The sequence below is a fragment of the Dorea chungnamensis genome, from assembly GCF_039832125.1.
Classification (GTDB): domain Bacteria; phylum Bacillota; class Clostridia; order Lachnospirales; family Lachnospiraceae; genus JAFBIX01.
In genome coordinates this window covers 138,348-162,112 of the sequence record NZ_JBDOHT010000007.1, presented here as the reverse complement: position 1 = coordinate 162,112, position 23,765 = coordinate 138,348, and the positions used below count along the sequence as shown (strand labels likewise).

Here is a 23,765-nt window from a genome sequence, read left to right as displayed (position 1 = left end):
TAGAGAGTTCCCGGGAGCTATTATCAGTATTTCTCACGATAGAAAGTATATTGATGAGGTATGTGATAAAATATACGAGTTAGATTATAGTGGATTAAGAAATTTGTAATGAATGGAGGATAAGATGGTCAATATTACAGATGTAAAACAGATTCTTCAACTCGCGATAGATGCCGAGATTAAAGTCTTTCTTGATGGTGGCTGGGGGGTAGATGCGTTGCTTGGACATCAGTCAAGAGTCCATAACGATATTGATATTTTGGTAGAAAAGAAAGATTATCAGAACTTTATAGAGATAATGAAAGATAATGACTTTTATGAGATTAAGATGGAATATACAACATTGAACCATACTGTATGGAAAGATGCGAAAAACAGGATTGTTGATTTGCATTGTTTTGAATATACGGGCGAAGGTGAAATTCTTTATGAGGGGGATAACTTTCCGGTAGAAACTTTTTCTGGTAAAGGAAAAATTGAGGAGATAGAGGTTTCTTGTATTGAACCATATAGTCAAGTAATGTTCCATTTGGGATATGAATTTGATGAAAATGATGTACATGATGTGAAGCTATTGTGTGAGACATTTCATATCGAAATTCCAAATGAGTATAGATAACTGTAAATTCAAATTTGTAGAGGTTATATTATGATAAGAGCAGTCAAGGAAAATGATTTATCTGCTGTTATGCAGATATGGCTTGATATAAACATTAAAGCACATAGTTTCATATCAAAGCACTATTGGATGGATAATTATGATATGGTAAAAAAGATTCTTCCACAAGCAGAAATATATGTGTATGAAAACAATGGCACAAAAGAAATAGAAGGCTTTATTGGATTGACAGATAATTATATTGCGGGATTATTCGTAAAAGAAGATATGCAGTCGAAAGGCATTGGGAAACAACTATTGAATTATGCAAAAGGCATTAAATCCAATATGTATTTGAGCGTTTATAATAAGAATATCCGTGCAATTCAATTTTATCAGAGAGAACAATTTGTAGTTCAATCAGAAAACACGGATGATAATACCAACGAAAAAGAGTTGGTTATGGCTTGGAGCCGATAGACAAATTCCAATTTGACAAAGGAGTGTGATTGTATGAAAAAAGTTATTTTAGGCGGTCTGTTATTTATTGGCGGTGCCATTATGTATTCCATTGGTACATTAGGTTTTGCTGATATGGATGTTCAAGCAAATTATATGCTGACACCTCAGTACATCGGTATTGCAACAATGCTTGTTGGAGCCGCACTTGGCTTTTTCGGATTGAAAAAGGATTGAGCCAATTCCAATTTGACAAAGGCGGTGATTGTATGAAAAGAATAATCGCATTGACTTTGGCACTTGTCTGTCTTTTGGGATTATGTGGCTGCAATAATAATGCTGATAGTCCAGCAGAACACGAAGCAGTTTCAGCAGATTATGGCAAGGTTATTGACCTTGCCAAAGAAGAATTTGCAGAAGTTTTCAAGGAGTTTGAAGATGTGCAAATAGAGGAAACCACAACTATGGCAAGAACAGACGATGCAAAAGAGATTGTTGTGCAATTCAAGTATTCCTCAAGCAATGGTAATGGCTTGTATGGTTTTCTTTATACCATTGACGAGTATGGTAATCTTAACTTCCAGTAGAAGTTGACACTCAATCGAAAAATAAATGCTCAAAACGGGCAGGAAATCAAGAAATTTCTTGATTTCCTGCCCATTTCTTGTTATAATAATTGAGTAGGTATACATACTCAATATTTGAGTGAGAAACGATTATGTATTATGATTTTTTGGTTAAAATTCCTGCGAAAAAAGGAAAGATTTTTGAGCGTACCATAAAGGGTGTAACATACATTAACTATGAGTATGACAGGGTATATAAGCCGGACAAGAAATATAACATTCCCAAGAGAACCACGATAGGAAAAAAGTGTGAAGATGATGATACCATGATGTATCCTAATCCGAACTTTATGAAATATTTTCCTGACGCACAGCTTCCTGCGGATGAGGGACGGGATGAGCGGAGCAGCTGCCTAAGAATTGGAACCTTTATGGTTATAGAAAAACTGATGATGGAAAGCATGGTGGAAAACATCGTGTCCTCCATTTATAACAATGACAAAGGGACAGGTTTATTTCTTGACCTGGCAAGCTACTATCTGACAACAGAGAATAATGCCGGACAGTATTATCCGGATTATGCTTATAATCATCCGCTTTTTACACCAGGCTATAAAATATACAGTGATTCAACGGTATCTGAGTTTATCGGGCAGATTTCTATTGATGATTCTGTAGAATTTCAGAATGAATGGAATGCATTAAAGAAGAATAAGGACAAGATATATATATCTTACGATTCTACCAATAAGAATTGTCAGGCTGGAGATATTGAACTTGTTGAATACGGTCATGCTAAGGACGATAAGGGACTGCCAATTTTTAATTATTCCATTGCTTATGACTGTAATAACAGAGAGCCTCTCTTCTATGAGGATTATCCCGGAAGTATTGTGGATGTATCACAGCTTCAGTGCATGCTTGATAAAGCCAAGGCTTACGGATATAAGAACGCAGGATTTATTCTCGACCGCGGTTATTTCAGCCGTGAAAATATCAAATATATGGATAAATGTGGTTATGATTTTGTAATCATGATAAAAGGCATGAAAGCCCTTGTTAACGATGCTGTCAAAGAAGTTAAGGGTACATTTGAAGATAGCAGGCAGTATACAATAAGACGCTTTGGTGTAAATGGAACTACTGTGGAAAGAACTGTCTTTCCATCGGATGAAAGAAACAGATATCTGCACATTTATTACAGCTATAGCAAGGCAGCTGCTGAAAGGGAACAACTGGAACAAAAAATAGACAAGCTCGCTGCTTATTTTAAGAAACTGGAGGGGCAACCTGTAGTACTTGATAAATCATATGAAAAGTATTTCAGCCTGGAATACTACCACGAGGGTCAGGAAGACCAGTGCTTTGTGTGTGCTATAGAAAAGAGCTCTGTTATTGAAGAAGAACTGAAAATGTGTGGTTATTTCTGTATTATTACTTCGGAAAATATGAAGGCGAAAGAGGCTCTTGAACTGTATAAGAGCAGGGATGTTTCTGAAAAGTTATTCAAAGCGGATAAGACATTTTTAGGCAACAGAAGTATGAGGGTGTATACCGGTGATGCGCTGGAAGGGAAAATGTTGATTGCATTTGTTGCCCTGATTATCAGAAATCGCATGTATACAAAGCTCAAGGATGAAGAAGAAAAACTGCTCAGTTCTCCAAACTTTATGAATGTACCTGCAGCAATCAGGGAACTTGAGAAAATAGAGATGATACGGCAGGCGGATGGCGTTTATCGCCTGGATCATGCTGTAACAGCAAACCAGAAAATAATACTCAAAGCATTTGGTATTGATGCGAATTATATCAAAAGAAAAGCGGAACAAATCAGCAATGAACTGAATCCAAAAGTTCTTAAGGTTAAGATTAACGGGAGGAAATCATAGTGGCAAGAAAATATAAATCCAGAGTAACTACAGAAAAGCTTGATGCAAAAATCGAACAGCAGAAAGAGACATTGGAAAAGGCCAAAGCCAGATATGAAGCAGAAAAGGATGCTCTTGCAGAGCTTGTAAAAATGCGTAATGAACTGCGTAAGGAAGAATTAATGGATGCGGTTATAAATAGCAGCAGATCCTATGAAGAGATTCTTGCATTTGTGAAAGGGGAAGGTCTGACAGAATGAAAAAGGAATCAAAGAAACGAATCGACCTATATGATATCGGTGATGGTCTGACGCTTATGAATTTAATTGAAAAAAATGACAGCGGTAAGATGCACCATATAACTACTTACATAGGGATTGAAGGTAACGGTTTTGTATGCGTTGGCAATGCAAATGATTTGGATGCACCAGGTGCAATATTTAGCTATCAATCATATGTTAGGGAACAGGAAGCAATGTTGCCATTTCTTATTGATATCTTTGAAACGAATACTGGCGTAAAATAATGAAGATTGGAGTGCTGCAACAAGTAGGCTCCAATCTTTACATTTGAGTGGAAAAATTTCTGGAAGTTAAGAGGTAATCACGAATTGATGCAACACGGCGAGGACATAACGATTGACAATCTGATTAACTAAATTCCAATTTGTAGGGAACAGAAACTTTCAGTTTGTCGATTTATTTGTGATATGTGACGAAATGATAAAGAGCACCGACCGAAGTCAGTGCTCTTCTAACTTAAATACATCTTCAACAAGTAGATTAAAATATGCTGCAATTCGAAGCATAAATTCAGCGGATGGTGCCCGTTCACCACGTTCCACTCTGCTGATGGTTTTTGTACAGAATCCGGTGGCAGAGGCTATATCCTCTTGTAGAAGACCTCGTGATTCACGAATTGTTTTCAGGTTATTAACGACCGCCATGGCAAACACCTTCCTTCATACATATCTTATAATACCAAGGATACAGAAAATACTGTCCAAAAAGACGGACTTGTTTATTGTAGATATTCTTTGATTTCGTTTGGATGATTCTTTCCAACTACTTTTCCCAGTATATCAAAACGATCATGCTCTCTGACCGGAATTGGAGGGTATTTCTCGTTTAGGGAAATAAGGAAAACTCCATTTTGGTCATCCTGCAATTTCTTAATATAAGCTTCTCCGTTGAGAGAGAAGATTCCGATTTCTCCATTTTCAACCATATCCTGTTTCAGGACCCATGCAATCTGTCCGTCTTCGAACTCGGGTTCCATACTGTCACCACTGATTTTTACACCGAAGGTTGCGGATTCCGGTATGATATCTTTCGTAAGCTGAATCGTTTCTTTTGGTCCATCCACAAGGAAGTTTCCGGTTCCGGCAGAAACAGCATTTTCATAGACATCAATAATTCTGCAAAAAGGAATAATCTTACATAGCTGTTTTTCGTATTTTCCACTATCATGTAATAATTCGATATAGTCTAAAGCTTTTTCTTTCCCTGCATCATTAAGAGCAGAAAGTGGATCGGATGGATTCTCACCGAAATATGCTTCATATATATTTGTAATGTTCAGCACTTTACAAACGGTCATGAAAGTAGCAATACTTGGCTCAGTGGCATTTGTCTCCCATTTGGAGATTGCTTTTGCTGAGAGGTTGATGCCTTCTTCCTGTAATAACTCAGCCAACATTGGCTGGGACAATTTCATTTTCTTTCTGTTGGAAGAAATGATTTCACCGATATTTCTCATAAATTCGCCTCGTTTCTAAGATGATTTTAGTGTCTCGATTTCCCCTATAGTATATATCAGAAAAAAGATTTTTTCAAGCATAAAATCGCCGAATGAGAGATAGGGGACACATGTGTCCGTTGACAATCGCTTAATAAGAGAGTTATACTTGAGCCTGTAAGAAGTGATAGAAAGCTTCTTTCCATAGAACAGACTGGAGGTGAATGAGAGATGGAGCGAACCATATTGCATAGTGATATCAACTGCTGTTATGCAGCGATTGAGCATTTGCATCACCCGGAACTAGCCGGAAAGCCATTGGCGGTAGGAGGGGACCCGGAGTCAAGACATGGAATTGTACTGACTGCTGACTACATTGCCAAAAAACACGGTGTGAAAACAGGAATGGCTCTCTGGCAGGCGAAACAGGTTTGCCCTGACATTACATTTATTTCCCCCAGAATGGACTTGTATCTGCGTTTTTCCCGCATGGCGCATGAGATTTATTCGGAATACACCGATCTGCAGGAACCATATGGAATTGATGAAAGCTGGCTGGATGTATCAGCAAGCAGCAGTATCAAGGGTGATGGTTATAAGATTGCGGAGGAAATCAGTAACCGGATGAAGAGTGAGCTTGGTATAACCGTCAGCATAGGAGTATCCTTTGACAAGATTTATGCAAAGCTCGGTTCAGATTATAAGAAGCCGGATGCGATTACTACCATGTATAAGGACGAGTTTCGTCAGAAGGCATGGAAGCTCCCTGTATCAGATTTACTTTATGTGGGACGAAGCACTAACCAGAAGTTGTTGAAAATAGGTATAAAGACAATCGGTGATCTTGCAAGGATGGATGAACATATTCTTGTAAATCATCTTGGTAAAATGGGGAGTGTGTTGTGGGCATTTGCTAATGGCTATGATGACTCACCGGTCAGGCTGGAGGATACCCATGCTCCAATTAAATCAGTTGGTAACAGTACGACCACACCGAGAGATTTGGAAAATGACGAGGATGTGAAAATTGTTCTTTATATTCTTGCGGAGAGTGTGGCTGCAAGGATTCGGGAAAATGGATTCCGTTGCCAGGTGGTGGAAATCAGTATCAGGGATTGCCGAGACTTATGGGGGAACCGTTGTTAATATGTCTACTTATACGGATAACTATGTGAACCCCTTAGCCATGGATGTATGGAATCTTGACCAGAACGATACAAAAGGCTGGGTAAGAGAAAAGGGTGAGTTCATGCTTGGTCTTTGTGAACAGTGTATCGGTGACAGCTTAAACTCCCGACAGAAGTCCATTATTGACAGATGCGTGAGAAAGCTCTATATCGACATTGCCAGAAGCAGGGAGAAGTATATTCCGATTATGAGTGACTTTTATGATTTGCTTTTAGAGCAGCCGGAAGAGGAAGCAAAGGATATTGCATTGTCTCTTGAACTTTTCGTAAGCGGTTCATTGAATATCTTCAATCACCAGACCAATGTGGATGTGGATAACAGATTTACTGTGTATGGTATCAGGGACCTTGGTGCCGAGCTTAGTCCGATTACCATGCTTGTAATGATGGAGTCCATCCAGCAGAGGATTGTGGAGAATGGAAAGCGTGGCAAGGCAACATGGCTTTATATTGATGAGTTCCATGTGCTCTTAAATTCCGAGTATTCAGCGAAGTATTTGCAGCAGCTTTGGAAAAAGGTGCGTAAGCAGGGTGGCTTATGTACGGGTATTACCCAGAACGTTGTCGATCTGTTACAGAACTACACTGCAACAACTATGCTTGCAAACTCTGAGTTCGTAGCACTCCTTAAGCAGGCAAATACGGACAGCTCCAAGATGGCAGAGGTTATCGGTGTATCGGAGGCACAGCTTCGTTTCGTAACCAATACTGCATCCGGTATGGGACTGATTAAGTGTGGTTCAGTGGTAATTCCGTTTGATAACCAGATCAGTAAGGATACAGACCTTTACAAGCTGTATAACACCAATATCCACGAGAAGATTGCGGAACAGAAGAAAAAAGAAACAATGTTGCAGGGATAACAGATGAAATTTTATAAAATCTGTAGTATAATCAAGAGGTCGGATGAATGTCCGGCCTTGATGATTATAAATGAGGTATTCCTTATGTTTAAGAAGAAACCACATAAGACACAATATGATAAAACAAATAAGAAAGCAGTTCTTAAATGTAGCATTTGTACCGGAGAACAGGTGGCTGGATTTAAAGATATTCATACCGGACACTTTGACGAGATTATGTTGATTCGGGATGCAGCGGACCTGGATGCATTTATGGAAATGTATGATGTGGCAGCAATTTCTAAGGAATATTAGTAATCATTAAGGAGAGGAAAATTGGAAGTTGTGGAGGTAAAATATAGATGAATCAAGGTAGAATTATTGTAATCACAGGTGCGCCGGGGACAGGAAAAACTACAACGGCATCTGCTGTTGCAAAAGAATCAGATTTGGAAAAGTCTGTGCATATGCACACAGATGACTTTTATCATTATCATGTAAGAAAGCCAAGCGCAAGGGAGTATGATGATTGCTGCAATGAATTTTGGAATGTAACACCTTATGTTATTAAAGGATTGTGCCGTAAGGAAATTTTATTTGCTATTGATCATTTTAATCAGATTGTTCGCCATGAGCTGCTGAGAATGATATCATGGAAGGTCGGCATCGAAACAGGCTTTAAATTAAGTGTAGGCAAGAACTATAAGTTTATTGAAAGGTATATATCCGAGGATTTGTGGGAGAAACTTTTGTCCACCTACCGGATGGATTCCTATGAAAACATATGGGAAGCATTATTTCTATGCCATCAATTGTTCAGGGCGGTATCCGGTGAGGTGGCGGAAAGGCTTCATTATGCCTATCCGGAGTATGATAGGAATATAACAAAATATACCAGGGACATGTATAAAAAATACACTGGTAAAACCGGCTGCCTGGATAGCACATATGCCGCTGATATAGAAGAGAGGCGGGAACAGTGATTACAGAAATGAAAGCAGGGCACCTGAAAGATATCGATAAACCCAGCGAACCATTTGAGGTGATAGGTAAGATTATACCGAGGTATGAAAACGAGAATTGGACCTTTACAGAATTACTCTATGAAGCGCCATATTTAAAAAGCTACCAAGACGAAGAGGATGAAGAGGATGAGGAGGCAGATTGCCTTGAATATATTGACAATACTGATAAGATAATATATCTTTACTACCAAGACGATAAATGCGTCGGAAAAGTTAAACTGCGAAAAAATTGGAACCGGTACGCTTATATAGAAGATATCGCCGTATGTAAGGATTTCAGGGGGCAAGGCATAGGCAGCGCGCTTATCAATATATCTATAGAATGGGCAAAGCATAAAAACTTGCATGGACTAATGCTTGAAACCCAGGACAATAACCTTATAGCTTGTAAATTCCATCATAATTGTGGTTTCAAAATCGGCTCCGTCGATACTATGTTATACGCCAACTTTGAAAACAACTTTGAAAAAGCTGTTTTCTGGTATTTAAGGTTTTAGAATGCAAGGAACAGTGAATTGGAGTTCGTCTTGTTATAATTAGCTTCTTGGGGTATCTTTAAATACTGTAGAAAAGAGGAAGGAAATAATAAATGGCTAAAATGAGAATATCACCGGAATTGAAAAAACTGATCGAAAAATACCGCTGCGTAAAAGATACGGAAGGAATGTCTCCTGCTAAGGTATATAAGCTGGTGGGAGAAAATGAAAACCTATATTTAAAAATGACGGACAGCCGGTATAAAGGGACCACCTATGATGTGGAACGGGAAAAGGACATGATGCTATGGCTGGAAGGAAAGCTGCCTGTTCCAAAGGTCCTGCACTTTGAACGGCATGATGGCTGGAGCAATCTGCTCATGAGTGAGGCCGATGGCGTCCTTTGCTCGGAAGAGTATGAAGATGAACAAAGCCCTGAAAAGATTATCGAGCTGTATGCGGAGTGCATCAGGCTCTTTCACTCCATCGACATATCGGATTGTCCCTATACGAATAGCTTAGACAGCCGCTTAGCCGAATTGGATTACTTACTGAATAACGATCTGGCCGATGTGGATTGCGAAAACTGGGAAGAAGACACTCCATTTAAAGATCCGCGCGAGCTGTATGATTTTTTAAAGACGGAAAAGCCCGAAGAGGAACTTGTCTTTTCCCACGGCGACCTGGGAGACAGCAACATCTTTGTGAAAGATGGCAAAGTAAGTGGCTTTATTGATCTTGGGAGAAGCGGCAGGGCGGACAAGTGGTATGACATTGCCTTCTGCGTCCGGTCGATCAGGGAGGATATCGGGGAAGAACAGTATGTCGAGCTATTTTTTGACTTACTGGGGATCAAGCCTGATTGGGAGAAAATAAAATATTATATTTTACTGGATGAATTGTTTTAGTACCTAGATTTAGATGTCTAAAAAGCTTTAACTACAAGCTTTTTAGACATCTAATCTTTTCTGAAGTACATCCGCAACTGTCCATACTCTGATGTTTTATATCTTTTCTAAAAGTTCGCTAGATAGAGTTCTATATTAGAGATGTAAAGAGTTTTGGTGAAGAGGTTTGTGAGTATGGCTTTTATAACCAGGGTGCAATGAGAAGCACTAACAGCAGCTAGCTTAAGAACGCATAGGATATACTTTTTATGGAAGTCACAGAGGAGGAATAAAATTTGAACAGGATTAACAGAGTAAAGATGCATAACACCATGAACATTTTCCTCGTTATCAGCTGCGAAAAAGATCAGCAGGTGATTGTCTATTGTTTGCCACGAGACTGCACGAACCGGAGTTCCTGCTTCCACACCGGAAATAGTGTTGCCTTCCGGTGAAGGAATATAGTCACATACCGCTTCCAGCCTACCGGCTTCTGTATTGGCATAATGAAACTCCAAATCATAGAGCCACCCTATACAAAACAGGGCAACAAGTGCGGAAAGAATTGCCGCTATTAAGCGAGTGCGTTTAACACGCTTTAAAAATCTAAGTGCACGCTGTGGCGCTTTTTCAATAGGAACCTGCCTGCGCATATCCTCTTCAAGCTGGCGGCAGGCCGCACAATGCTCAATGTGTTCTCTGACCATAGCAGAGGTCTCTGTCTCGGTCAATTCTTCAAGATAGGATGGGAGTAAATCCCTGACTACGCAGCAGTCAAGATTGGTTTCACGCATTGTTATCACCTCCGATAATCTTTACAAGTTTTTCCTTACCACGATAAAAGCGCACTCGAGCCCATACTTCGCTGTGCCCAAGAATGTCACCGATGTCACGGAAAGAGAAATCACCGGCTAATCGCAGATGGATTACTTCACGAGTTTCGGCATCTAACTGTTGCATTGCTCGATATAGTGCAAAACGCTCTTGCCGGTTCTCAAACTCTTTCGTGGGATTATCAGGAGCCGCAACATGAGTAAGTTCGCTTTCTTCCACAAGAGTGGTGCGCTTACTTGCGATTTTTTCTTGTACTGCGGAAACAGTATCTTTGATTGAATGCGTAGTTGTATCTATAACATTTAATTCATAGATTCCCAAATTGGAAAATTGCTTCCACATTGTTTCAACTAATTCAATATTTGTTTCTCTGTCTAACTTTGAGCGTTCGATAGCTCGCTTCATAGTTTCTTCTTTACTTGCCCTTAAAACGATATACAAGGCGCGGAAATTTTAAAGCTCGAAGTGCCGACGGTGTTTGGAAAGGCAGGAGAGGTTCTTAAAAAAGCGGTGGAGCAATACAGACCCGACGCGGTGGTGTGCGTAGGTCAAGCCGGAGGGAGAGCCGCCATTACTCCCGAGATGATAGCCGTGAACATAATGGACGCGCGCATTCCCGACAACGCCGGAAACAAGCCGTGCCACGAGCTTATAATAAAAGAGGGAAGAGAAGCGTATTTTTCCTCACTTCCGGTGAAGGATATCGAGAAAAATCTAAATGATAACGGAATTCCGTCGTCGGTATCGTATGGAGCGGACAACGAGTAAAAGAGTGACCGCCGAGATAACCCATTGCTCGGCGGTGTTCCTTTCCAAGTTAATTGCGTGATATAGATTGAAAAGTGGATAGATTTATGATACAGTGAATAGATTTATGATATAATGAGTTATCAACAAATCGGAATTTGTGGAGGTAAAATATAGATAAATCAAGGTAGAATTATTGTAATCACAGGTGCGCCGGGGACAGGAAAAACTACAACGGCATCTGCTGTTGCAAAAGAATCAGATTTGGAAAAGTCTGTGCATATGCACACAGATGACTTTTATCATTATTTGAGTAAAGGGGCAATACCACCGCATTTACCAGAATCAAATGAGCAAAATTTGATTGTCATTGAAGCGTTTTTAGAAGCTGCGAAGCGATATGCTCGTGGTGGATATGATGTAATTGTTGACGGTATTATCGGACCGTGGTTTTTAAAGCCGTGGCAAAGTCTTGTTCGGGAACATTATGAGGTGCATTATATTATTTTAAGGGCAAGTAAGGAAGAAACCTTGAAGCGAGCTGTTGAACGCTCAAAGTTAGACCGAAAGACAAATATCGAATTGGTAGAAACCATGTGGGAGCAATTTTCCAATTTGGGAATCTATGAATTAAATGTTATAGATACAACTACGCATTCAATCAAAGATACTGTTTCAGCAGTAAAAGAAAAAATAGTAAGCGGTACGGCTTTACTATTTTAGACAACTTCCAGTTTCATGTTTCTTTAAATAATTGAATATTGAATGATATTACATAGCCGTTAAGGAGTAATTTTTGCTCCCTAGCGGCTTATTTTATTTTCCAAGTGCAGGGAGGTGAGAAAATTGAAAATTAAAAAGGTCGATGACAAACCAATGGTAATCCATACCAAACAGAAAGCCAAGATTCATACACATGAACCTAAGCAGGCTTCTATCAAGGGTAGTAACATCTATACCGTTGACCGTGACCCAACAAAGAAGAAAGGTGCAGAGGGCAGCCATCGTACCGGAAATCCGCTGATTAAGGAGAAGATGGAGATTGACAACGATGTGCAGAGACTGAAACTGCTAAAAGCATCCTATGATAACCAGCGGTATGCATTGCAGGATAATTTCATGATCCGATATCCGAAGCTGATAAAGGCTGCAAACGAAAAGCTTGCCTGTGTCAGGGAAGACATCAAACTTCGGGATAAAGAGTTATTGGAGCATCCGGACTTTGCAATCACGGTAGGCAAGTTTACTTATACGGAAAGGGCAGATGGCGGTGCTGTTATGCTTGAAGCGGTAAGTAAATGTAAGACCGGGGATACAACTGCACTTGGAAGCTTCCACGGGTTTGAACTTCTTGTGGAGAAGAATTTCATGGGAGTAAATTACTTAATCCTTCGGGGAAAGACAGAGTATAAGGTAGAGCTTTCTACCAGCCCGGTGGGCAATATGGTAAAGCTTGAAAACTGTTTTAACGGGATTCACGAGAATGAGGAATATCTCTTAAAAAAGATAGATCAGTACGAAAACGACCTTGCTGCATCGAAGGAAGAGTATGAGAAACCATTCATGCACGAAGAGGAACTTCAGCAGAAGCTTTCAAGGCAGTTTGAACTAAATGCCCAGCTCGACCTTGAGAACGAAAAGGTTGCGGATGCAGACCTTGGAGGGATTGAGGAAGAAAAGAGCATGAATGTAGCAGAAAACCAGTTGCCTTATCAGACAAGGCAAGACAAACCAAGATAAAGAAGTGCCCTGCCAATGGCGGGGCATTTCTAATGGGAGGAATTTTTATGAGCAGAAGAAAAGTGTTTGCAGCACTACTTATAGTGGTGGGTATTTTGTTTTTTGCCATTCCGATTGTATACCACTACACCGGTATGAGGGAGACAGAGAAGCTTACGAAGGAATTTGAGCAGAATTTGGAGGAAGTGCAGGAAGATGAGACAGAGATGGAAGAAACTGGGGAGGAGGAAACCGAAGCCGCCATTAGTGAAGCGGATGCAGCCATATTTGCAGAGGGGGATGTTATCGCCATTCTTGAAATTGAGGCATTAGACATACGCTATCCGGTAGTGGAGGGATGTTCCTCCTCAAACCTAAATAAGGCAATCGGGCACATGAGTGAGACCGGACGAATCGGAGAGAAGGGAAACTGTGTATTATGCGGTCATAATGGCAGCAGATACGGAGAGTTTTTTACCAATCTTAACAAGGTTTCCATTGGGGATATCGTAACCCTTCTTGATACAGAAGGGGTGCTTCATTCTTATGAGGTAACGGAAACCTTTGTGGTTGGTCCTTTCAATCATTCGATTCGTACACAGGGAGAAAGGGAAGAATTAACCCTTTTTACCTGTGCGGAAAAAGGAACCAATCGGTACTTGATAAATCTATATTTGATTTTTCTTTTTTGGGTAAGTTAGTCTTTTGTATATCTTTATTTAATTGCGTTGGATTTTCCAACGTAGGTTTTTTCTGCGTAGGTTTTTCCAACGTTGGATTATCCAATGGTGTGGTATAAAAAAAGTTGGTGTGGTATAAAAAAAGTTGACATCTTATTCTCAAGGATTTCATGATAGAATCAAGAGAATAAGGAGGTACTCAAAATGGCACGTAAATATGACCATGAATACAAAGTACAGGCAGTTAAGTTAGCAAAAGAAATAGGTGGTGCTAAAGCTGCTAAAGAATTAGGTATCCCGGAGGGAACTATCCATACATGGCTGAAAGCAGTTAGAGCAGGCACATTGGATATTGGCGATGGTGCACATACTCCAGAAAGTGCGATGAGTCTTGCTGAGGAGCTTGCGATGCTCCGCAAACGCGTTAAGGATCAAGATAAAGAAATCCGGCGTCTGAAAGAGGAAAATGAATTTCTCGAGGAAGCAAGTGCTTTTTTCGCAGCCAGCCGTCGGAAGTCAGCAAGAACCAAAGAATGAAGTTCATTGCCATAAAAACGGAAGACGGCGTGATTAAGGGGAAACTCTCATTCTACTGCCGGATGCTCGGTGTCAGCCGCCAGGGTTTTTACAAATATCTTGCTATTAAAGATCGTCCCTGGAAATATCAGGATCTCGCTGATGCTATGAGAGCGATTAATTCTGAGGATGAATGCAATGATACCTATGGGCGTATTCGCATGTATCAGGCACTTCTCCTTAAGAATCTGGAAGGACTCAAAATCCCCAGTGAGCGAACTGTCTACAGGGTTATGGATGAAATAGGCCTTAGCCATCGGCCAAAGCGTAAGCCAAATGGTATTACCAGAGCTGATCGGGAAGCGCGTAAATCGGATGATCTTCTGAAGCGAGATTTCAAATCCAATAAGCCACTTGAAAAATGTGTAACTGACATCACAGAGATCAAGGCTAAAGATGGAAAACTGTATGTTTCAGCTATCTTTGACTGCTTTGATTCCAGTGTCCTTGGTCTGGCGATGGAAACCAACATGAAAGCAACTTTGTGTGAGCATACCCTGGATAATGCCTATCTTGCATATCCTAATCTGCGAGGCGCCATTTTACACTCTGACAGAGGAACACAATATACCAGTGAAACCTATCGTAAGGCTCTGGCAAAATACGGTATTATTCAAAGCATGAACAGTGCTGGTGGCAGGTGCCATGATAATGCCCGATGTGAAAGCATGTGGGCCAGAATGAAAAGCGAGCTTCTCTATGACCGCTACAATACGGAAACTATGACCACAGAGGAACTGAAGGTTCTCATTTGGAGATATTTCATCAGTTACTGGAATAACAGGAGGATCTGCTCTGCTAATGGTGGGCTTCCTCCGATCATCAAGCGCCAGAGATACTATCAATCTTTGGACCTGGCTGCATAGTCAGTGATATCTTTGAGATAAATGTGTCAACCAATATTGACAATATCAAAATCATCTTATACGGAGATATGGCAAGATAAATGACGATATGCAGAAAACCTTGATTTTAAGCCATTTTCGCGAGGTTTTATAAACACTTGCGCGGGCTTATAAGAAGATTTCCGTCTATCAAATCAATAAAAAAAACGATATTCGGGTGGGTTATTTTGTTATACCCTAAATTACCCTCTGAATTTGTTTTTAAATTTGGAGGGATTTTTTTATGTCCTTTTTTCGGGCAGTTACAGGAAAAGGGAAAATAGCAGTAAAGCCGGATAAAATCCGGTTATATGTCAACAAGGAAGAACTTTGCAAAGAATATGAAGATACTCTCCGAAGGTCAACAGAAGATACAGAGCTTCTCAAGGATTTGTTTGAGAAACTTGGTTTTCAGAGAAAAGACCTTAAAACAGTATATTTTAATGTCGATACAGAATATGAAAGCTATCAGGACAGAGATAAGAGCTGGAAGCGAAGATTTAAAGGTTATAAGTATAATCACCATATGAAAATAGAGTTTGCAGCTGATAATAAAAGATTAGGGCAAGTCCTTTACGCTTTGGCTCATAGCTCATTAAGGCCAGAGTTTTCTATTGAGTATACAGTGGCAGATGTAGAAAAATGTAAAAATGAGCTGTTACATAAAGCAATCGAGGATTCCATTCAAAAGGCACAGGTGCTTACAACAGCAGCAAATGTGAAATTGGGTGAAATACAGGCAATTGATTATTCTTGGGGAGAGATAGATTTTGTAACAAAGCCATTGAATGAAATGAGATTAATGGAGTGTACGGAATGTGAAATGAGTGCACCGGGAGCATATGATATAGATATTGAGGCAGACGATATTAATGTTACTGATACGGCAACTGTAATATGGGAAATTGCATAAAGAGGAAGATATAAATAGATTAGACGAAAAGCAAGAGGCACCGTTAAAGTAGGTACCTCCTTCTTTTTAGAGAGTTAGCTCTTTTTCTGATATGGGAATTTGCATCTCCGGAGCATTAAGTAGTGCTGTGAAATTCTGTCTAATGATATTCAGTGTCTTCTGCTTTTTCTGCAATTCTTGTTTTTCCCGGACAGTAGCAGCTTGTTCAGATTCAAGATTTTCTATCCTATTCTGGATTTTATTAGAGCTTGGGATTTTGGTAACACCGAGATCCTGAAGCTCTTTTTTTAGTGAATCGTGCAGTTGGTATTCTGCTTGATGTTTGGTTCGGTATGCTTTTGGATTTTTAGCAGATTTGCAATCTTCAATCACTTTTCGGCAGAGACGGTAAGAATCACAGTGTTTTTGAATGATTTTCTGTGTGCTCAGCTCACTGTTGATTTGCGTTATTCTTTGATCAGCCGCTTTAACAGAAGCATCAACATCAGAAACATGCTGTTGGAAATCTTCATAATTCAGCAGGTTATTTTCGGAAAGATAGTTGAAGGTGCGTGCCGCTTCTTTCAGGTTATTTAGTTTTGCCCATCGTTCAAATCCTTCTCGATTGCCGGTCGTAACATAAGTGGAGATATTGATATACAGGCGAGCTTCTCTGGACAGATGCCTTGGAGCTTTTATTTTGTTACGGTTTTTTGCCAAACGGATGCGGACATTTTCTTCTGAATAATAGCTTCCAAGAGATTTCATATAAGTGAAGTTTTTCTGTTCCGGTGCACGGAAGGACAGGTGTTTTCCCTGTCGGACTTCATATCCGGCTAACTGCATTTTTTGTAAAAATTCCTCATAGTTGATGGAAGTCCAGATTGCTTTATCAACTGCAACACGTAGCTTGGCTTTCCAGCTGGTGCCACGATGATATTCCATGTTCTCCTTATAACTTTTGCCTTTTTCTCCGGTTGGCATACTGGTGGCAAGTCCATTTTCATGGCAGATACGATTACTGATCCGGCAGATTTTATGGTAGCTCCGCTTATTGGAAACATACTTGTGATGATCAACAAAACTTGCTGCATTAAAGATGATGTGGTTATGGATATGATTTTTATCAACATGGGTGCTTATCACATATTCATATTTTCCTTTCAGTACTTCGTTTGCAAATTGTTGCCCTAAGCGATGGGCAGTTTCGGCATCAACTTCTCCAGGTTTAAATGACTGGATCAGATGAAATGCCAGGTTATCACCTTTGTCCATTCCATTCTTTTTTGCCATTTCTCTTGTCATAGAAAATTCAAGATCTGCAGTTTCCGGGGAACAGCCAAAACTGGAAACTAACAGTTTTTCTTCTGTTTTATCTGGATTCGTGATGTAGTCCAGAGCTTTCTTGTCTGTTACTTTAATTGGGAAGATCTTAAGATACGCCATAATTCTTTCACCATCTCTTTTAATTCTTGCTTTTCTTCCGGATACAGATCACCGGTGCTGTTTACTTTTTTGGCAATCTGATTAATATTCACACCGATCTTATGCATTTCCTCATACTGTTTCTTCAGTGGAGTGGTATCGGTGTTGACGATGTAACCGTCGATTGCCATTTTACGAAGATAAGCTCCCATATTTTTTGTCTTTGATTCAATCATCTTTCTACGAATAAGCTTTTTTTCTTCTGGGGAAACACAAAACAAAATCTGTATATTTCTTTTTCTCTTTGCCATAGGCAGATTCTCCTTTCTTTGGTTCTTCGAAGTAGTGACTTCTGTGTTTTTAATTTAGGGCAGGGTTCCCTAAATTGCTGGTTTTCCGGAAGTGTATATACACTTCCTGTCCTTGCTATTTACCGGTGGCACAGCCGCCGGAAGAGAGTCTTAAAAAAGAACCCTCTATAAATAAGGTACTGAGAGAAGAAAAAGAGGACATCGAAGCTCAGAAGTATGACGCAAGCATGATTCTGTGGTATAGTAAAATCTGAATGAAAAAGAAGAAAAGAGGTCAAACCGATGTCACGGAAAAACCATAAGATGATAGATGGGAGATTACTGCAAACGAATAAGAAGTATTCCCAGTTAAAAATGAAGCAGAAAGAAAAGATTGCGGAATGGATGTTTCAGGCAACCAGAGATTATTATATGAAAAAATGTACTTTTCCGAGTGACAAACATCTGGAAGAAGTGGTGGATTCTGTTTATGAAAAAATTGAAGATGCAGAAATCTGGATTCCGTATGGAGAGGTCTTCAAGCATTATAAATCCAAACGATCGGATATCAACAAACGTGTCAGAAAATCTCTGAATGAAAAAGAAGAGAGTCAGATTGAGAAGGTCTGTTTTATGAATATGTGTATGATTCAGGATCATAAAGGGAATGTACTGGCTCTGGATAAAGTAAATGATAGCTATACCGGTACAACTTTTCCAGGCGGTCACGTAGAAGCAAATGAGATTTTTCAGAAATCTATGATTCGGGAAGTCTGGGAAGAAACAGGACTTACGGTTGAAGCACCGAAGCTTGGAGGATTATATCATTGGCATAAGAGCGGAGTGCACTATGTTATTACCTTGTATAAAGCGGATAAGTTTACCGGAGAATTAAAGAGTTCTGAGGAAGGAAGAGTTTATTGGATTCCGCTGGAAGAGTTAAAAACAAAAGAACTTGCTACAGGTATGGAACACGTTTTGCGGATTCTGGAATCAGAGAAGGTGGACGAGTGCTATATGCATCTGGAAGCAGATGGATATGTGGGAGACTTGTATTAAAGAATTACATGAGAAATGGCTGCCTGCTCATTGGAGAAAAGACAGCCATTCTTTATAAGATACATCATTCATCTATTCTGTTTTTTGCGGTTCGTTTTTGGAAGTGAAATTAATATATTTGGCACGTTGTAAAATTGAAATAACTGCATCAATGCTTTCAGGATTGGAGAAGCTCATGATAAAAGGTTCTTCTTTAAATTCCATGGGTTCGAACCCAGGATTCTGATCTGGATTCTTGAGTATATGGATGGGACGTGCACTCTGATTATAAAATGCCAGTTGTGCGGAATCTGTAGTGTTACCGATGACACCAATGCCTACATCCCCTTTTCCAAAGTCTATTCTATGTTTATTTAAGTTGATCATTTTCAAAAATCTCCTTTTTCAAAAATAGCATATTTAGTAATTTTCTATTATTCCCGAAGTAGGGATATCTTTTAAAAAGTCACTGTTGGAAGTAATCGGAGAATCTACAATCTGAACGCCGCTTCGTTTCATCATTCGGAATTTGAAATCAAGAAGTTCCGGTGGAACTTTCAGTTCTGCGGCAGCCTGGAAAAAGGACATATCGGCGTTAAGCATCTCCAGTACATCTTCATCTTCCAGAAGATAATCAGCGGCAAAGCAATTCGCTTCATATTCACATTGTGATACTCCATCGAATAATTCAAAATCATGAAAACACTTGATCTGAAGGGTTTTCTGATGAAGGAGTGCGTGACCGATCTCGTGGATCAGGATAATCTGCTGTATGATTTCCGGCAGGTCGCAGTTAATGACGATGCAGGTCTTTCGACATTCCCGCATACAGAAGCCTTTGCAACAGTTTGGATCAGTTCCAAGCGGAAGCTTCTTAACAATAATATGCATAGCGGCTGCAAGGCGGTACGGATCACTTTCCTGATATTTTGTTTTTACTTTACTAACAGTGTCTCTTATACATTTTGAACTCATAAAAACACCTCGATATTTCATAAGATAGTTTGCTGCAAGTATAGAGTAGCAAAAGTGCTGTACGAAAATACGGACACCTATGAATCCCTTTCCGTTTCAGTGTTTTTCTTTTTCCGTCCAAATGTCTTTTTAGCTTCCATCTTACAGGAAAGATATGCTTTGGTTACAGCCTGATAGAAAGCATCTTTTGCTTCTTCATCGAGTTCGCCACCAGCAAAAAGAGCACGGTTGGCTTCGAGAATCTCATTGATGTCCCTGGCACCTTTTTCACCAAGCTGTCCATTGACTTCATCAATATAATCCATTTTTTCAATTCCATAAGAAGGATCTGTGATCTCATCATGTTTTAAATAATCATAAGAGACATTTAATGCATGAGCGAGCTTTCTCATAGTAGAGATTCGTGCGATTGTGCCGGAACTTTCATAAGCTGCGATTGCACGCTGGGATACGCCGACCAGTTCTGCAAGTTCTTTCTGTGTCAGATGATTTTGTTCTCGTTGAAATTTAATCTTGTCTGAAAAATTCATAGTGGGATCCTTTCCAAGTTTTTGAAATCGTAACTTCATCAACTTCATAAAAACTATTGACAGAGTTCATTATCACGTATAGAATACAAACAAACGTTCGTGAAGTTAGTAGAAATTATAATTCAAAAACTTCACAAAGTCAATATGAAGCAAAGAAGTTTTATTACGATTTTTAGACTGGTAGGTGAATGTTATGAGCAGGACAATTCTTCATTCAGATATGAATTGCTTTTACGCAAGTGTTGAGATGCTGCATCATCCGGAACTTGCCGGAAAGCCGATGGCAGTTGGGGGCGATCCGGAAGCAAGACATGGAATTGTGCTGACTGCGAATTATATTGCAAAGCGAGCCGGAGTAAAAACAGGTATGGCATTGTGGCAGGCAAGGCAGGTTTGCCCGGAAATAATTTTTGTACCGCCTCGCATGGATCTTTATTTGAGGTTTTCCAGAATGGCACAGGAGATTTACAGTGAATACACAGATCAGAGAGAACCATTTGGGATTGATGAAAGCTGGCTGGATGTGACCGCCAGTACTTCTATCAAGGGAGATGGAATGAAGATTGCAAAAGAGATCAGCAGTCGGATTAAATATGAACTGGGTGTTACCGTAAGTATTGGTGTTTCCTGGAATAAGATATTTGCAAAGCTCGGTTCTGATTATAAAAAGCCGGATGCCATTACAGAGTTTTCCAAAGACAATTACAAGGATATTGCATGGAAACTTCCAGTAGGAGATTTACTCATGGTTGGAAGAAGCACTGAACGGACGATGAAGAAACTTGGCATTTGTACGATTGGCGATCTGGCAGGGGCAGAACCTTCTATATTAGAAACATATCTTGGAAAGATGGGATTGGTACTTCATACCTTTGCAAATGGATGGGATAAGACTCCAGTTTCAGTAGAAGGATATAGAGCACCAATCAAATCTATCGGGAACAGCACAACAACACCAAGAGATCTTGTTAGTGAATTGGATGTGAAGATTATTTTGATGGCGCTTTCAGAAAGTGTAGGAGCCAGGTTGCGTGAAAATGGTTTTCAATGCAGGACAGTAGAAATCTCGATTCGGGATAATGGACTGTACCATTTCACGAGACAGTGCAAGTTGGACAGGGCAAGTAATCTTACAGAAGAAATTGCCAGAACTGCATTTGAGTTATTTCAGAAAAATTATAACTGGGAACATCCGATTCGTAGTCTTGGTGTTCGAGGATGTGATCTGGTGTCTGAAGAGATGCCTTATCAGCTTGATTTATTTATGGATGAAACAAAAAGAGAAAAAATCAAAAAGATGGACCAGGTGGCAGATGAGATCCGTGGAAGATTTGGTTATCAGAGTATTCAGAGAGCATTTATGTATCAGGATAAGATACTGGCACAGCTGAATGCTAAGGAACACACGGTTCATCCACAAGCATATTTTCATGGATAGGAGAGAGCAGGTGTTTTGTAATGACAGCTAAAGTGTATGTAGATGTCCTGGCGGTATTCAGCCGGGAAGGAGAATTGATCCCTACAGCGTTTGTCTGGGAAGATGGACGTAAGTATGCGATTGATAAGGTTTCAAAACCGGAGCGTTGTGCCAGTCGAAAAGCTGGCGGAACCGGATATCGTTATACCTGTCAGGTGGGCGGGAAAATCTGTCATCTGACTTATGAAGAAAATTATAAATGGTTTATGGAACGTAAATAACGGTGCCCTAAAAGGGAGCCCTGAATCAGGTAATGTCATTAACTTAAGAAAATTTATAAAATAAAACAGAAAAAGGTCTTGACAAATGTCAGAAAAAATGTGGCGAAGCCTCCTTGAATAAATACATTTTAGGAGGAATTGCTAATGAACTTTTACGCTGATTATGTCCGTAACAAACTCAACGCTGCCATTTCCAGCATGTCCAGTCAGATAGAAGATTACGTCAAAAATCCCGGGCATGATTTTACCAGAAATCGGAAGATGAACTTTACCTCGACAATAAACTTTCTACTTACTATGGAAGGTGGTTCACTTAACTCAGAATTACATAAATATTTTAATTATGATCTGAATCAAATAACCCGTTCTGGTTTCATAAAGCAAAGGAACAAATTGAAACCAGATACCATGGAACATTTATTTCACAAATTTCATGAGCAGATATTATGTAACAAAAAATACCAAGGCTATCAGTTACTTGCCTGTGATGGTTCTGACTTGAATATATTTCGTGATCCACTAAATCCACACACGTATTTTTCTGGTAAAGAAGGAACTTTTGGTTTTAATCAACTGCATCTTAATGCCTTGTATGACCTCCAAAGCAGGCGATATGTCGATGCTCTGATTCAGGAGCCTTATGAAGAAAATGAATCCTCTGCCATGATTGAAATGATTAAAAAGCTGACCGCAAATCAGAAGACTATCATTATGGCAGATCGTGGATACGAAACTTATAACATTTTTGCAAATATTCAGGAACGTGGTCTCTTTTATCTAATCCGGATTAAAGATACCTCGAAAAAAGGCAGCATTTCTGGAAGCCTTTCCTTGCCGGTATCCTGTGAATTTGACGAAGAAATCGAACTGATTATGACCCGTAAACAAAAGTTTTATAAAACGAAAGGTTATAAATATCTCTCAAATTCATCGCCATTTGACTTTCTTGATTCTGAGAATTTGTTTTATACACTTCATCTCAGACTTACACAGTTTCAGCTGGAAAATGGAGTTTATGAATGTATAGCCAGCAACCTGGATAAAGAAGAATTCCCACCTGAAAAGATCAAGGAACTTTATCATATGCGATGGGGAATCGAAACTTCTTTCCGTGAGCTGAAATATACGATTGGCCTGACAAATCTTCACTCTAAAAATGTGGAATATATCTGTCAGGAAATTTACGCAAAACTGATCCTGTATAATTTTTGTGAAATTATTTTAGCAAATATCATACTGGAAGAAAGAAACCGTAAGTACACATACCAATTAAACTACACAATGGCAATTCAAATATGCAGGCATTATCTGCGCCAGACATTTGTAACGATAGATGTTGAAGGTCTGATTAAGAAAGAACTATCGCCCCAAAGACCACACCGACAATATCAGCGTCGAGTAATAAAGAAACGATGGGTTAGTTTCGCATACCGTATAGGATAAAAAATTATTCAAATGAATATAGCTGGCAAAAAGCAGACTTTTGGTTTGTTTATTTGTTATGCGTAAATCTTGTGATTTTTCAAGAAAGCTAATCTGAACACTTATTACAATAATCGAAATTTTCTTAAGTTAATGACATTACTGAATCAGGGCCCCCTTTGGAGAGATAGATATTCGATGAGAACATCAGCAGTCGGGGATACATCCTTTCCCGTGAGAACCGATTGCTTTCAATAGATCATACAGTTGCCGGTCAGCCAGAAATAGAAGCTATCCCACAGCAGATATTTCTGCGGAATCTGCATGAAGAGATGTTAGGACAGTGACAGACTGTGAATGGAATAAACAATACAATGATTGGTCTGGCTGCGGAAGCGGTCGGGAAGGAG

Annotated in this window: 29 protein-coding genes and 6 pseudogenes; 25 read left to right on the top strand and 10 right to left on the bottom strand. The window is 39.7% G+C overall.

The annotated features are described in order from the left end of the window. Nucleotides 1-124: 124 nt before the first annotated feature. From lnu(C) to ABE613_RS08365, 7 genes are all read left to right on the top strand, one after another. Complete coding sequence (lnu(C), locus tag ABE613_RS08395; RefSeq protein ID WP_347376138.1) at nucleotides 125-619, top strand: lincosamide nucleotidyltransferase Lnu(C); 495 nt, start codon at nucleotides 125-127, stop codon at nucleotides 617-619. 30 nt (nucleotides 620-649) lie between these two features. Then, entirely contained in the window at nucleotides 650-1,078 is a 429-nt protein-coding gene (locus ABE613_RS08390) for a GNAT family N-acetyltransferase (protein WP_117922625.1), read from the top strand. A gap of 33 nt (nucleotides 1,079-1,111) precedes the next feature. Then, entirely contained in the window at nucleotides 1,112-1,294 is a 183-nt protein-coding gene (locus tag ABE613_RS08385; RefSeq protein WP_347376137.1) for a hypothetical protein, read from the top strand. Between the two features lie 32 nt (nucleotides 1,295-1,326). Next, complete coding sequence (locus ABE613_RS08380; RefSeq protein ID WP_347376136.1) at nucleotides 1,327-1,644, top strand: hypothetical protein; 318 nt, start codon at nucleotides 1,327-1,329, stop codon at nucleotides 1,642-1,644. A 131-nt stretch (nucleotides 1,645-1,775) separates the two neighbouring features. Then, nucleotides 1,776-3,512 (top strand): IS1634 family transposase, encoded by a 1,737-nt coding sequence (locus tag ABE613_RS08375; protein WP_002578780.1) that lies wholly within the window; start codon nucleotides 1,776-1,778, stop codon nucleotides 3,510-3,512. Beyond that, nucleotides 3,512-3,751 carry a hypothetical protein gene (locus tag ABE613_RS08370; RefSeq protein WP_002578779.1) on the top strand — a complete coding sequence of 80 codons (240 nt, stop codon included), beginning with the start codon at nucleotides 3,512-3,514 and terminating at the stop codon, nucleotides 3,749-3,751. Before ABE613_RS08375 ends, ABE613_RS08370 begins: the two co-directional genes overlap by 1 nt. Continuing rightward, the gene (locus ABE613_RS08365; RefSeq protein ID WP_002578778.1) at nucleotides 3,748-4,017 is read left to right on the top strand and encodes a hypothetical protein; all 270 of its coding nucleotides are present in this window, start codon (nucleotides 3,748-3,750) and stop codon (nucleotides 4,015-4,017) included. The genes ABE613_RS08370 and ABE613_RS08365 overlap by 4 nt, the downstream gene beginning before the upstream one ends. Nucleotides 4,018-4,233: 216 nt before the next feature. Here ABE613_RS08365 and ABE613_RS08360 read toward each other — a convergent pair whose 3' ends face one another. Both ABE613_RS08360 and ABE613_RS08355 read right to left on the bottom strand, forming a co-directional pair. Then, entirely contained in the window at nucleotides 4,234-4,437 is a 204-nt protein-coding gene (locus ABE613_RS08360; RefSeq protein WP_178073232.1) for a helix-turn-helix domain-containing protein, read from the bottom strand. Between the two features lie 74 nt (nucleotides 4,438-4,511). Next, a complete protein-coding gene (locus ABE613_RS08355; protein WP_347376135.1) occupies nucleotides 4,512-5,249 on the bottom strand; it encodes a helix-turn-helix domain-containing protein in 738 nt (245 codons plus the stop codon). 210 nt (nucleotides 5,250-5,459) lie between these two features. Between ABE613_RS08355 and ABE613_RS08350 the strand changes: the two are divergent. The 7 genes and pseudogenes from ABE613_RS08350 to aph(3')-IIIa form a co-directional block, all read left to right on the top strand. Beyond that, nucleotides 5,460-6,344, top strand: a pseudogene (locus ABE613_RS08350) (DNA polymerase Y family protein); the annotation flags it as partial. Beyond that, nucleotides 6,343-7,278 (top strand): annotated as a pseudogene (locus ABE613_RS08345) (VirB4-like conjugal transfer ATPase, CD1110 family); the annotation flags it as partial. The pseudogenes ABE613_RS08350 and ABE613_RS08345, both read left to right, overlap by 2 nt. Before the next feature lie 84 nt (nucleotides 7,279-7,362). Beyond that, on the top strand, nucleotides 7,363-7,572 hold the full coding sequence (locus tag ABE613_RS08340; protein WP_347376134.1) for an aspartate dehydrogenase: 210 nt from the start codon (nucleotides 7,363-7,365) through the stop codon (nucleotides 7,570-7,572). A 47-nt stretch (nucleotides 7,573-7,619) separates the two neighbouring features. Further along, nucleotides 7,620-7,748 (top strand): annotated as a pseudogene (locus ABE613_RS15190) (AAA family ATPase); the annotation flags it as partial. Next, nucleotides 7,749-8,240, top strand: a pseudogene (locus ABE613_RS08335) (aminoglycoside 6-adenylyltransferase); the annotation flags it as partial. It abuts the pseudogene before it with no gap. Then, nucleotides 8,237-8,779 (top strand): streptothricin N-acetyltransferase Sat4, encoded by a 543-nt coding sequence (sat4, locus tag ABE613_RS08330; protein ID WP_347376133.1) that lies wholly within the window; start codon nucleotides 8,237-8,239, stop codon nucleotides 8,777-8,779. The pseudogene ABE613_RS08335 and the gene sat4, both read left to right, overlap by 4 nt. 92 nt (nucleotides 8,780-8,871) lie before the next feature. Continuing rightward, the gene (aph(3')-IIIa, locus tag ABE613_RS08325) at nucleotides 8,872-9,666 is read left to right on the top strand and encodes an aminoglycoside O-phosphotransferase APH(3')-IIIa (RefSeq protein ID WP_001096887.1); all 795 of its coding nucleotides are present in this window, start codon (nucleotides 8,872-8,874) and stop codon (nucleotides 9,664-9,666) included. A gap of 659 nt (nucleotides 9,667-10,325) precedes the next feature. Here aph(3')-IIIa and ABE613_RS15185 read toward each other — a convergent pair. Beyond that, nucleotides 10,326-10,439 (bottom strand): annotated as a pseudogene (locus tag ABE613_RS15185) (hypothetical protein); the annotation flags it as partial. Then, nucleotides 10,432-10,884: an RNA polymerase sigma factor gene (locus ABE613_RS15180; protein WP_007841005.1), complete on the bottom strand. Its 453-nt coding sequence runs from the start codon at nucleotides 10,882-10,884 to the stop codon at nucleotides 10,432-10,434. The pseudogene ABE613_RS15185 and the gene ABE613_RS15180, both read right to left, overlap by 8 nt. Before the next feature lie 69 nt (nucleotides 10,885-10,953). Between ABE613_RS15180 and ABE613_RS08305 the strand changes: the two genes are divergently transcribed. The 4 genes from ABE613_RS08305 (at nucleotide 10,954) to ABE613_RS08290 (ending at nucleotide 13,646) form a co-directional block, all read left to right on the top strand. After that, nucleotides 10,954-11,247 carry a pyroglutamyl-peptidase I gene (locus ABE613_RS08305; RefSeq protein ID WP_009145957.1) on the top strand — a complete coding sequence of 98 codons (294 nt, stop codon included), beginning with the start codon at nucleotides 10,954-10,956 and terminating at the stop codon, nucleotides 11,245-11,247. Between the two features lie 156 nt (nucleotides 11,248-11,403). Beyond that, nucleotides 11,404-11,949 carry a P-loop nucleotide/nucleoside kinase family protein gene (locus ABE613_RS08300; RefSeq protein ID WP_226313799.1) on the top strand — a complete coding sequence of 182 codons (546 nt, stop codon included), beginning with the start codon at nucleotides 11,404-11,406 and terminating at the stop codon, nucleotides 11,947-11,949. A gap of 123 nt (nucleotides 11,950-12,072) precedes the next feature. Further along, on the top strand, nucleotides 12,073-12,966 hold the full coding sequence (locus ABE613_RS08295) for a hypothetical protein (RefSeq protein ID WP_347376132.1): 894 nt from the start codon (nucleotides 12,073-12,075) through the stop codon (nucleotides 12,964-12,966). Between the two features lie 47 nt (nucleotides 12,967-13,013). After that, nucleotides 13,014-13,646 (top strand): class D sortase, encoded by a 633-nt coding sequence (locus tag ABE613_RS08290; RefSeq protein WP_347376131.1) that lies wholly within the window; start codon nucleotides 13,014-13,016, stop codon nucleotides 13,644-13,646. Here the strand turns inward: ABE613_RS08290 and ABE613_RS08285 are convergent. Beyond that, nucleotides 13,600-13,731, bottom strand: a pseudogene (locus ABE613_RS08285) (helix-turn-helix domain-containing protein); the annotation flags it as partial. The gene ABE613_RS08290 and the pseudogene ABE613_RS08285 sit on opposite strands and share 47 nt — an antisense overlap. A gap of 98 nt (nucleotides 13,732-13,829) precedes the next feature. Here ABE613_RS08285 and ABE613_RS08280 point away from each other — a divergent pair. The 3 genes from ABE613_RS08280 to ABE613_RS08270 all read left to right on the top strand — a co-directional run bounded on the left by ABE613_RS08280 (nucleotide 13,830) and on the right by ABE613_RS08270 (nucleotide 15,998). Beyond that, on the top strand, nucleotides 13,830-14,162 hold the full coding sequence (locus tag ABE613_RS08280; RefSeq protein WP_073113382.1) for a transposase: 333 nt from the start codon (nucleotides 13,830-13,832) through the stop codon (nucleotides 14,160-14,162). After that, entirely contained in the window at nucleotides 14,159-15,067 is a 909-nt protein-coding gene (locus ABE613_RS08275) for an IS3 family transposase (RefSeq protein ID WP_070310171.1), read from the top strand. The genes ABE613_RS08280 and ABE613_RS08275 overlap by 4 nt, the downstream gene beginning before the upstream one ends. 262 nt (nucleotides 15,068-15,329) lie before the next feature. Beyond that, nucleotides 15,330-15,998: an SIMPL domain-containing protein gene (locus ABE613_RS08270; RefSeq protein ID WP_055182586.1), complete on the top strand. Its 669-nt coding sequence runs from the start codon at nucleotides 15,330-15,332 to the stop codon at nucleotides 15,996-15,998. A 66-nt stretch (nucleotides 15,999-16,064) separates the two neighbouring features. Here the strand turns inward: ABE613_RS08270 and ABE613_RS08265 are convergent, their stop codons facing one another. Continuing rightward, entirely contained in the window at nucleotides 16,065-17,423 is a 1,359-nt protein-coding gene (locus ABE613_RS08265; RefSeq protein ID WP_026650134.1) for a relaxase/mobilization nuclease domain-containing protein, read from the bottom strand. Continuing rightward, entirely contained in the window at nucleotides 17,390-17,713 is a 324-nt protein-coding gene (locus ABE613_RS08260; RefSeq protein ID WP_026650133.1) for a MobC family plasmid mobilization relaxosome protein, read from the bottom strand. Before ABE613_RS08260 ends, ABE613_RS08265 begins: the two co-directional genes overlap by 34 nt. A gap of 282 nt (nucleotides 17,714-17,995) precedes the next feature. Here ABE613_RS08260 and ABE613_RS08255 point away from each other — a divergent pair, with 282 nt between their 5' ends. Beyond that, a complete protein-coding gene (locus ABE613_RS08255) occupies nucleotides 17,996-18,751 on the top strand; it encodes an 8-oxo-dGTP diphosphatase (RefSeq protein WP_049946956.1) in 756 nt (251 codons plus the stop codon). Between the two features lie 72 nt (nucleotides 18,752-18,823). Here the strand turns inward: ABE613_RS08255 and ABE613_RS08250 are convergent, their stop codons facing one another. From ABE613_RS08250 to ABE613_RS08240, 3 genes are all read right to left on the bottom strand, one after another. Beyond that, nucleotides 18,824-19,117 carry a hypothetical protein gene (locus ABE613_RS08250; protein WP_026650130.1) on the bottom strand — a complete coding sequence of 98 codons (294 nt, stop codon included), beginning with the start codon at nucleotides 19,115-19,117 and terminating at the stop codon, nucleotides 18,824-18,826. 33 nt (nucleotides 19,118-19,150) lie between these two features. Beyond that, nucleotides 19,151-19,705 carry an ImmA/IrrE family metallo-endopeptidase gene (locus tag ABE613_RS08245; RefSeq protein WP_055257522.1) on the bottom strand — a complete coding sequence of 185 codons (555 nt, stop codon included), beginning with the start codon at nucleotides 19,703-19,705 and terminating at the stop codon, nucleotides 19,151-19,153. A 77-nt stretch (nucleotides 19,706-19,782) separates the two neighbouring features. Further along, a complete protein-coding gene (locus ABE613_RS08240; RefSeq protein WP_055054213.1) occupies nucleotides 19,783-20,235 on the bottom strand; it encodes a helix-turn-helix domain-containing protein in 453 nt (150 codons plus the stop codon). Nucleotides 20,236-20,428: 193 nt separating this feature from the next. Between ABE613_RS08240 and dinB the strand changes: the two genes are divergently transcribed. From dinB to ABE613_RS08225, 3 genes are all read left to right on the top strand, one after another. After that, nucleotides 20,429-21,673 (top strand): DNA polymerase IV, encoded by a 1,245-nt coding sequence (dinB, locus tag ABE613_RS08235; RefSeq protein WP_055054212.1) that lies wholly within the window; start codon nucleotides 20,429-20,431, stop codon nucleotides 21,671-21,673. A 20-nt stretch (nucleotides 21,674-21,693) separates the two neighbouring features. Next, nucleotides 21,694-21,933, top strand: a complete 240-nt coding sequence (locus ABE613_RS08230) for a hypothetical protein (protein ID WP_026650126.1) — start codon at nucleotides 21,694-21,696, stop codon at nucleotides 21,931-21,933. A 144-nt stretch (nucleotides 21,934-22,077) separates the two neighbouring features. Next, nucleotides 22,078-23,376: an IS4 family transposase gene (locus ABE613_RS08225; RefSeq protein WP_273589262.1), complete on the top strand. Its 1,299-nt coding sequence runs from the start codon at nucleotides 22,078-22,080 to the stop codon at nucleotides 23,374-23,376. Nucleotides 23,377-23,765 lie beyond the last annotated feature (389 nt).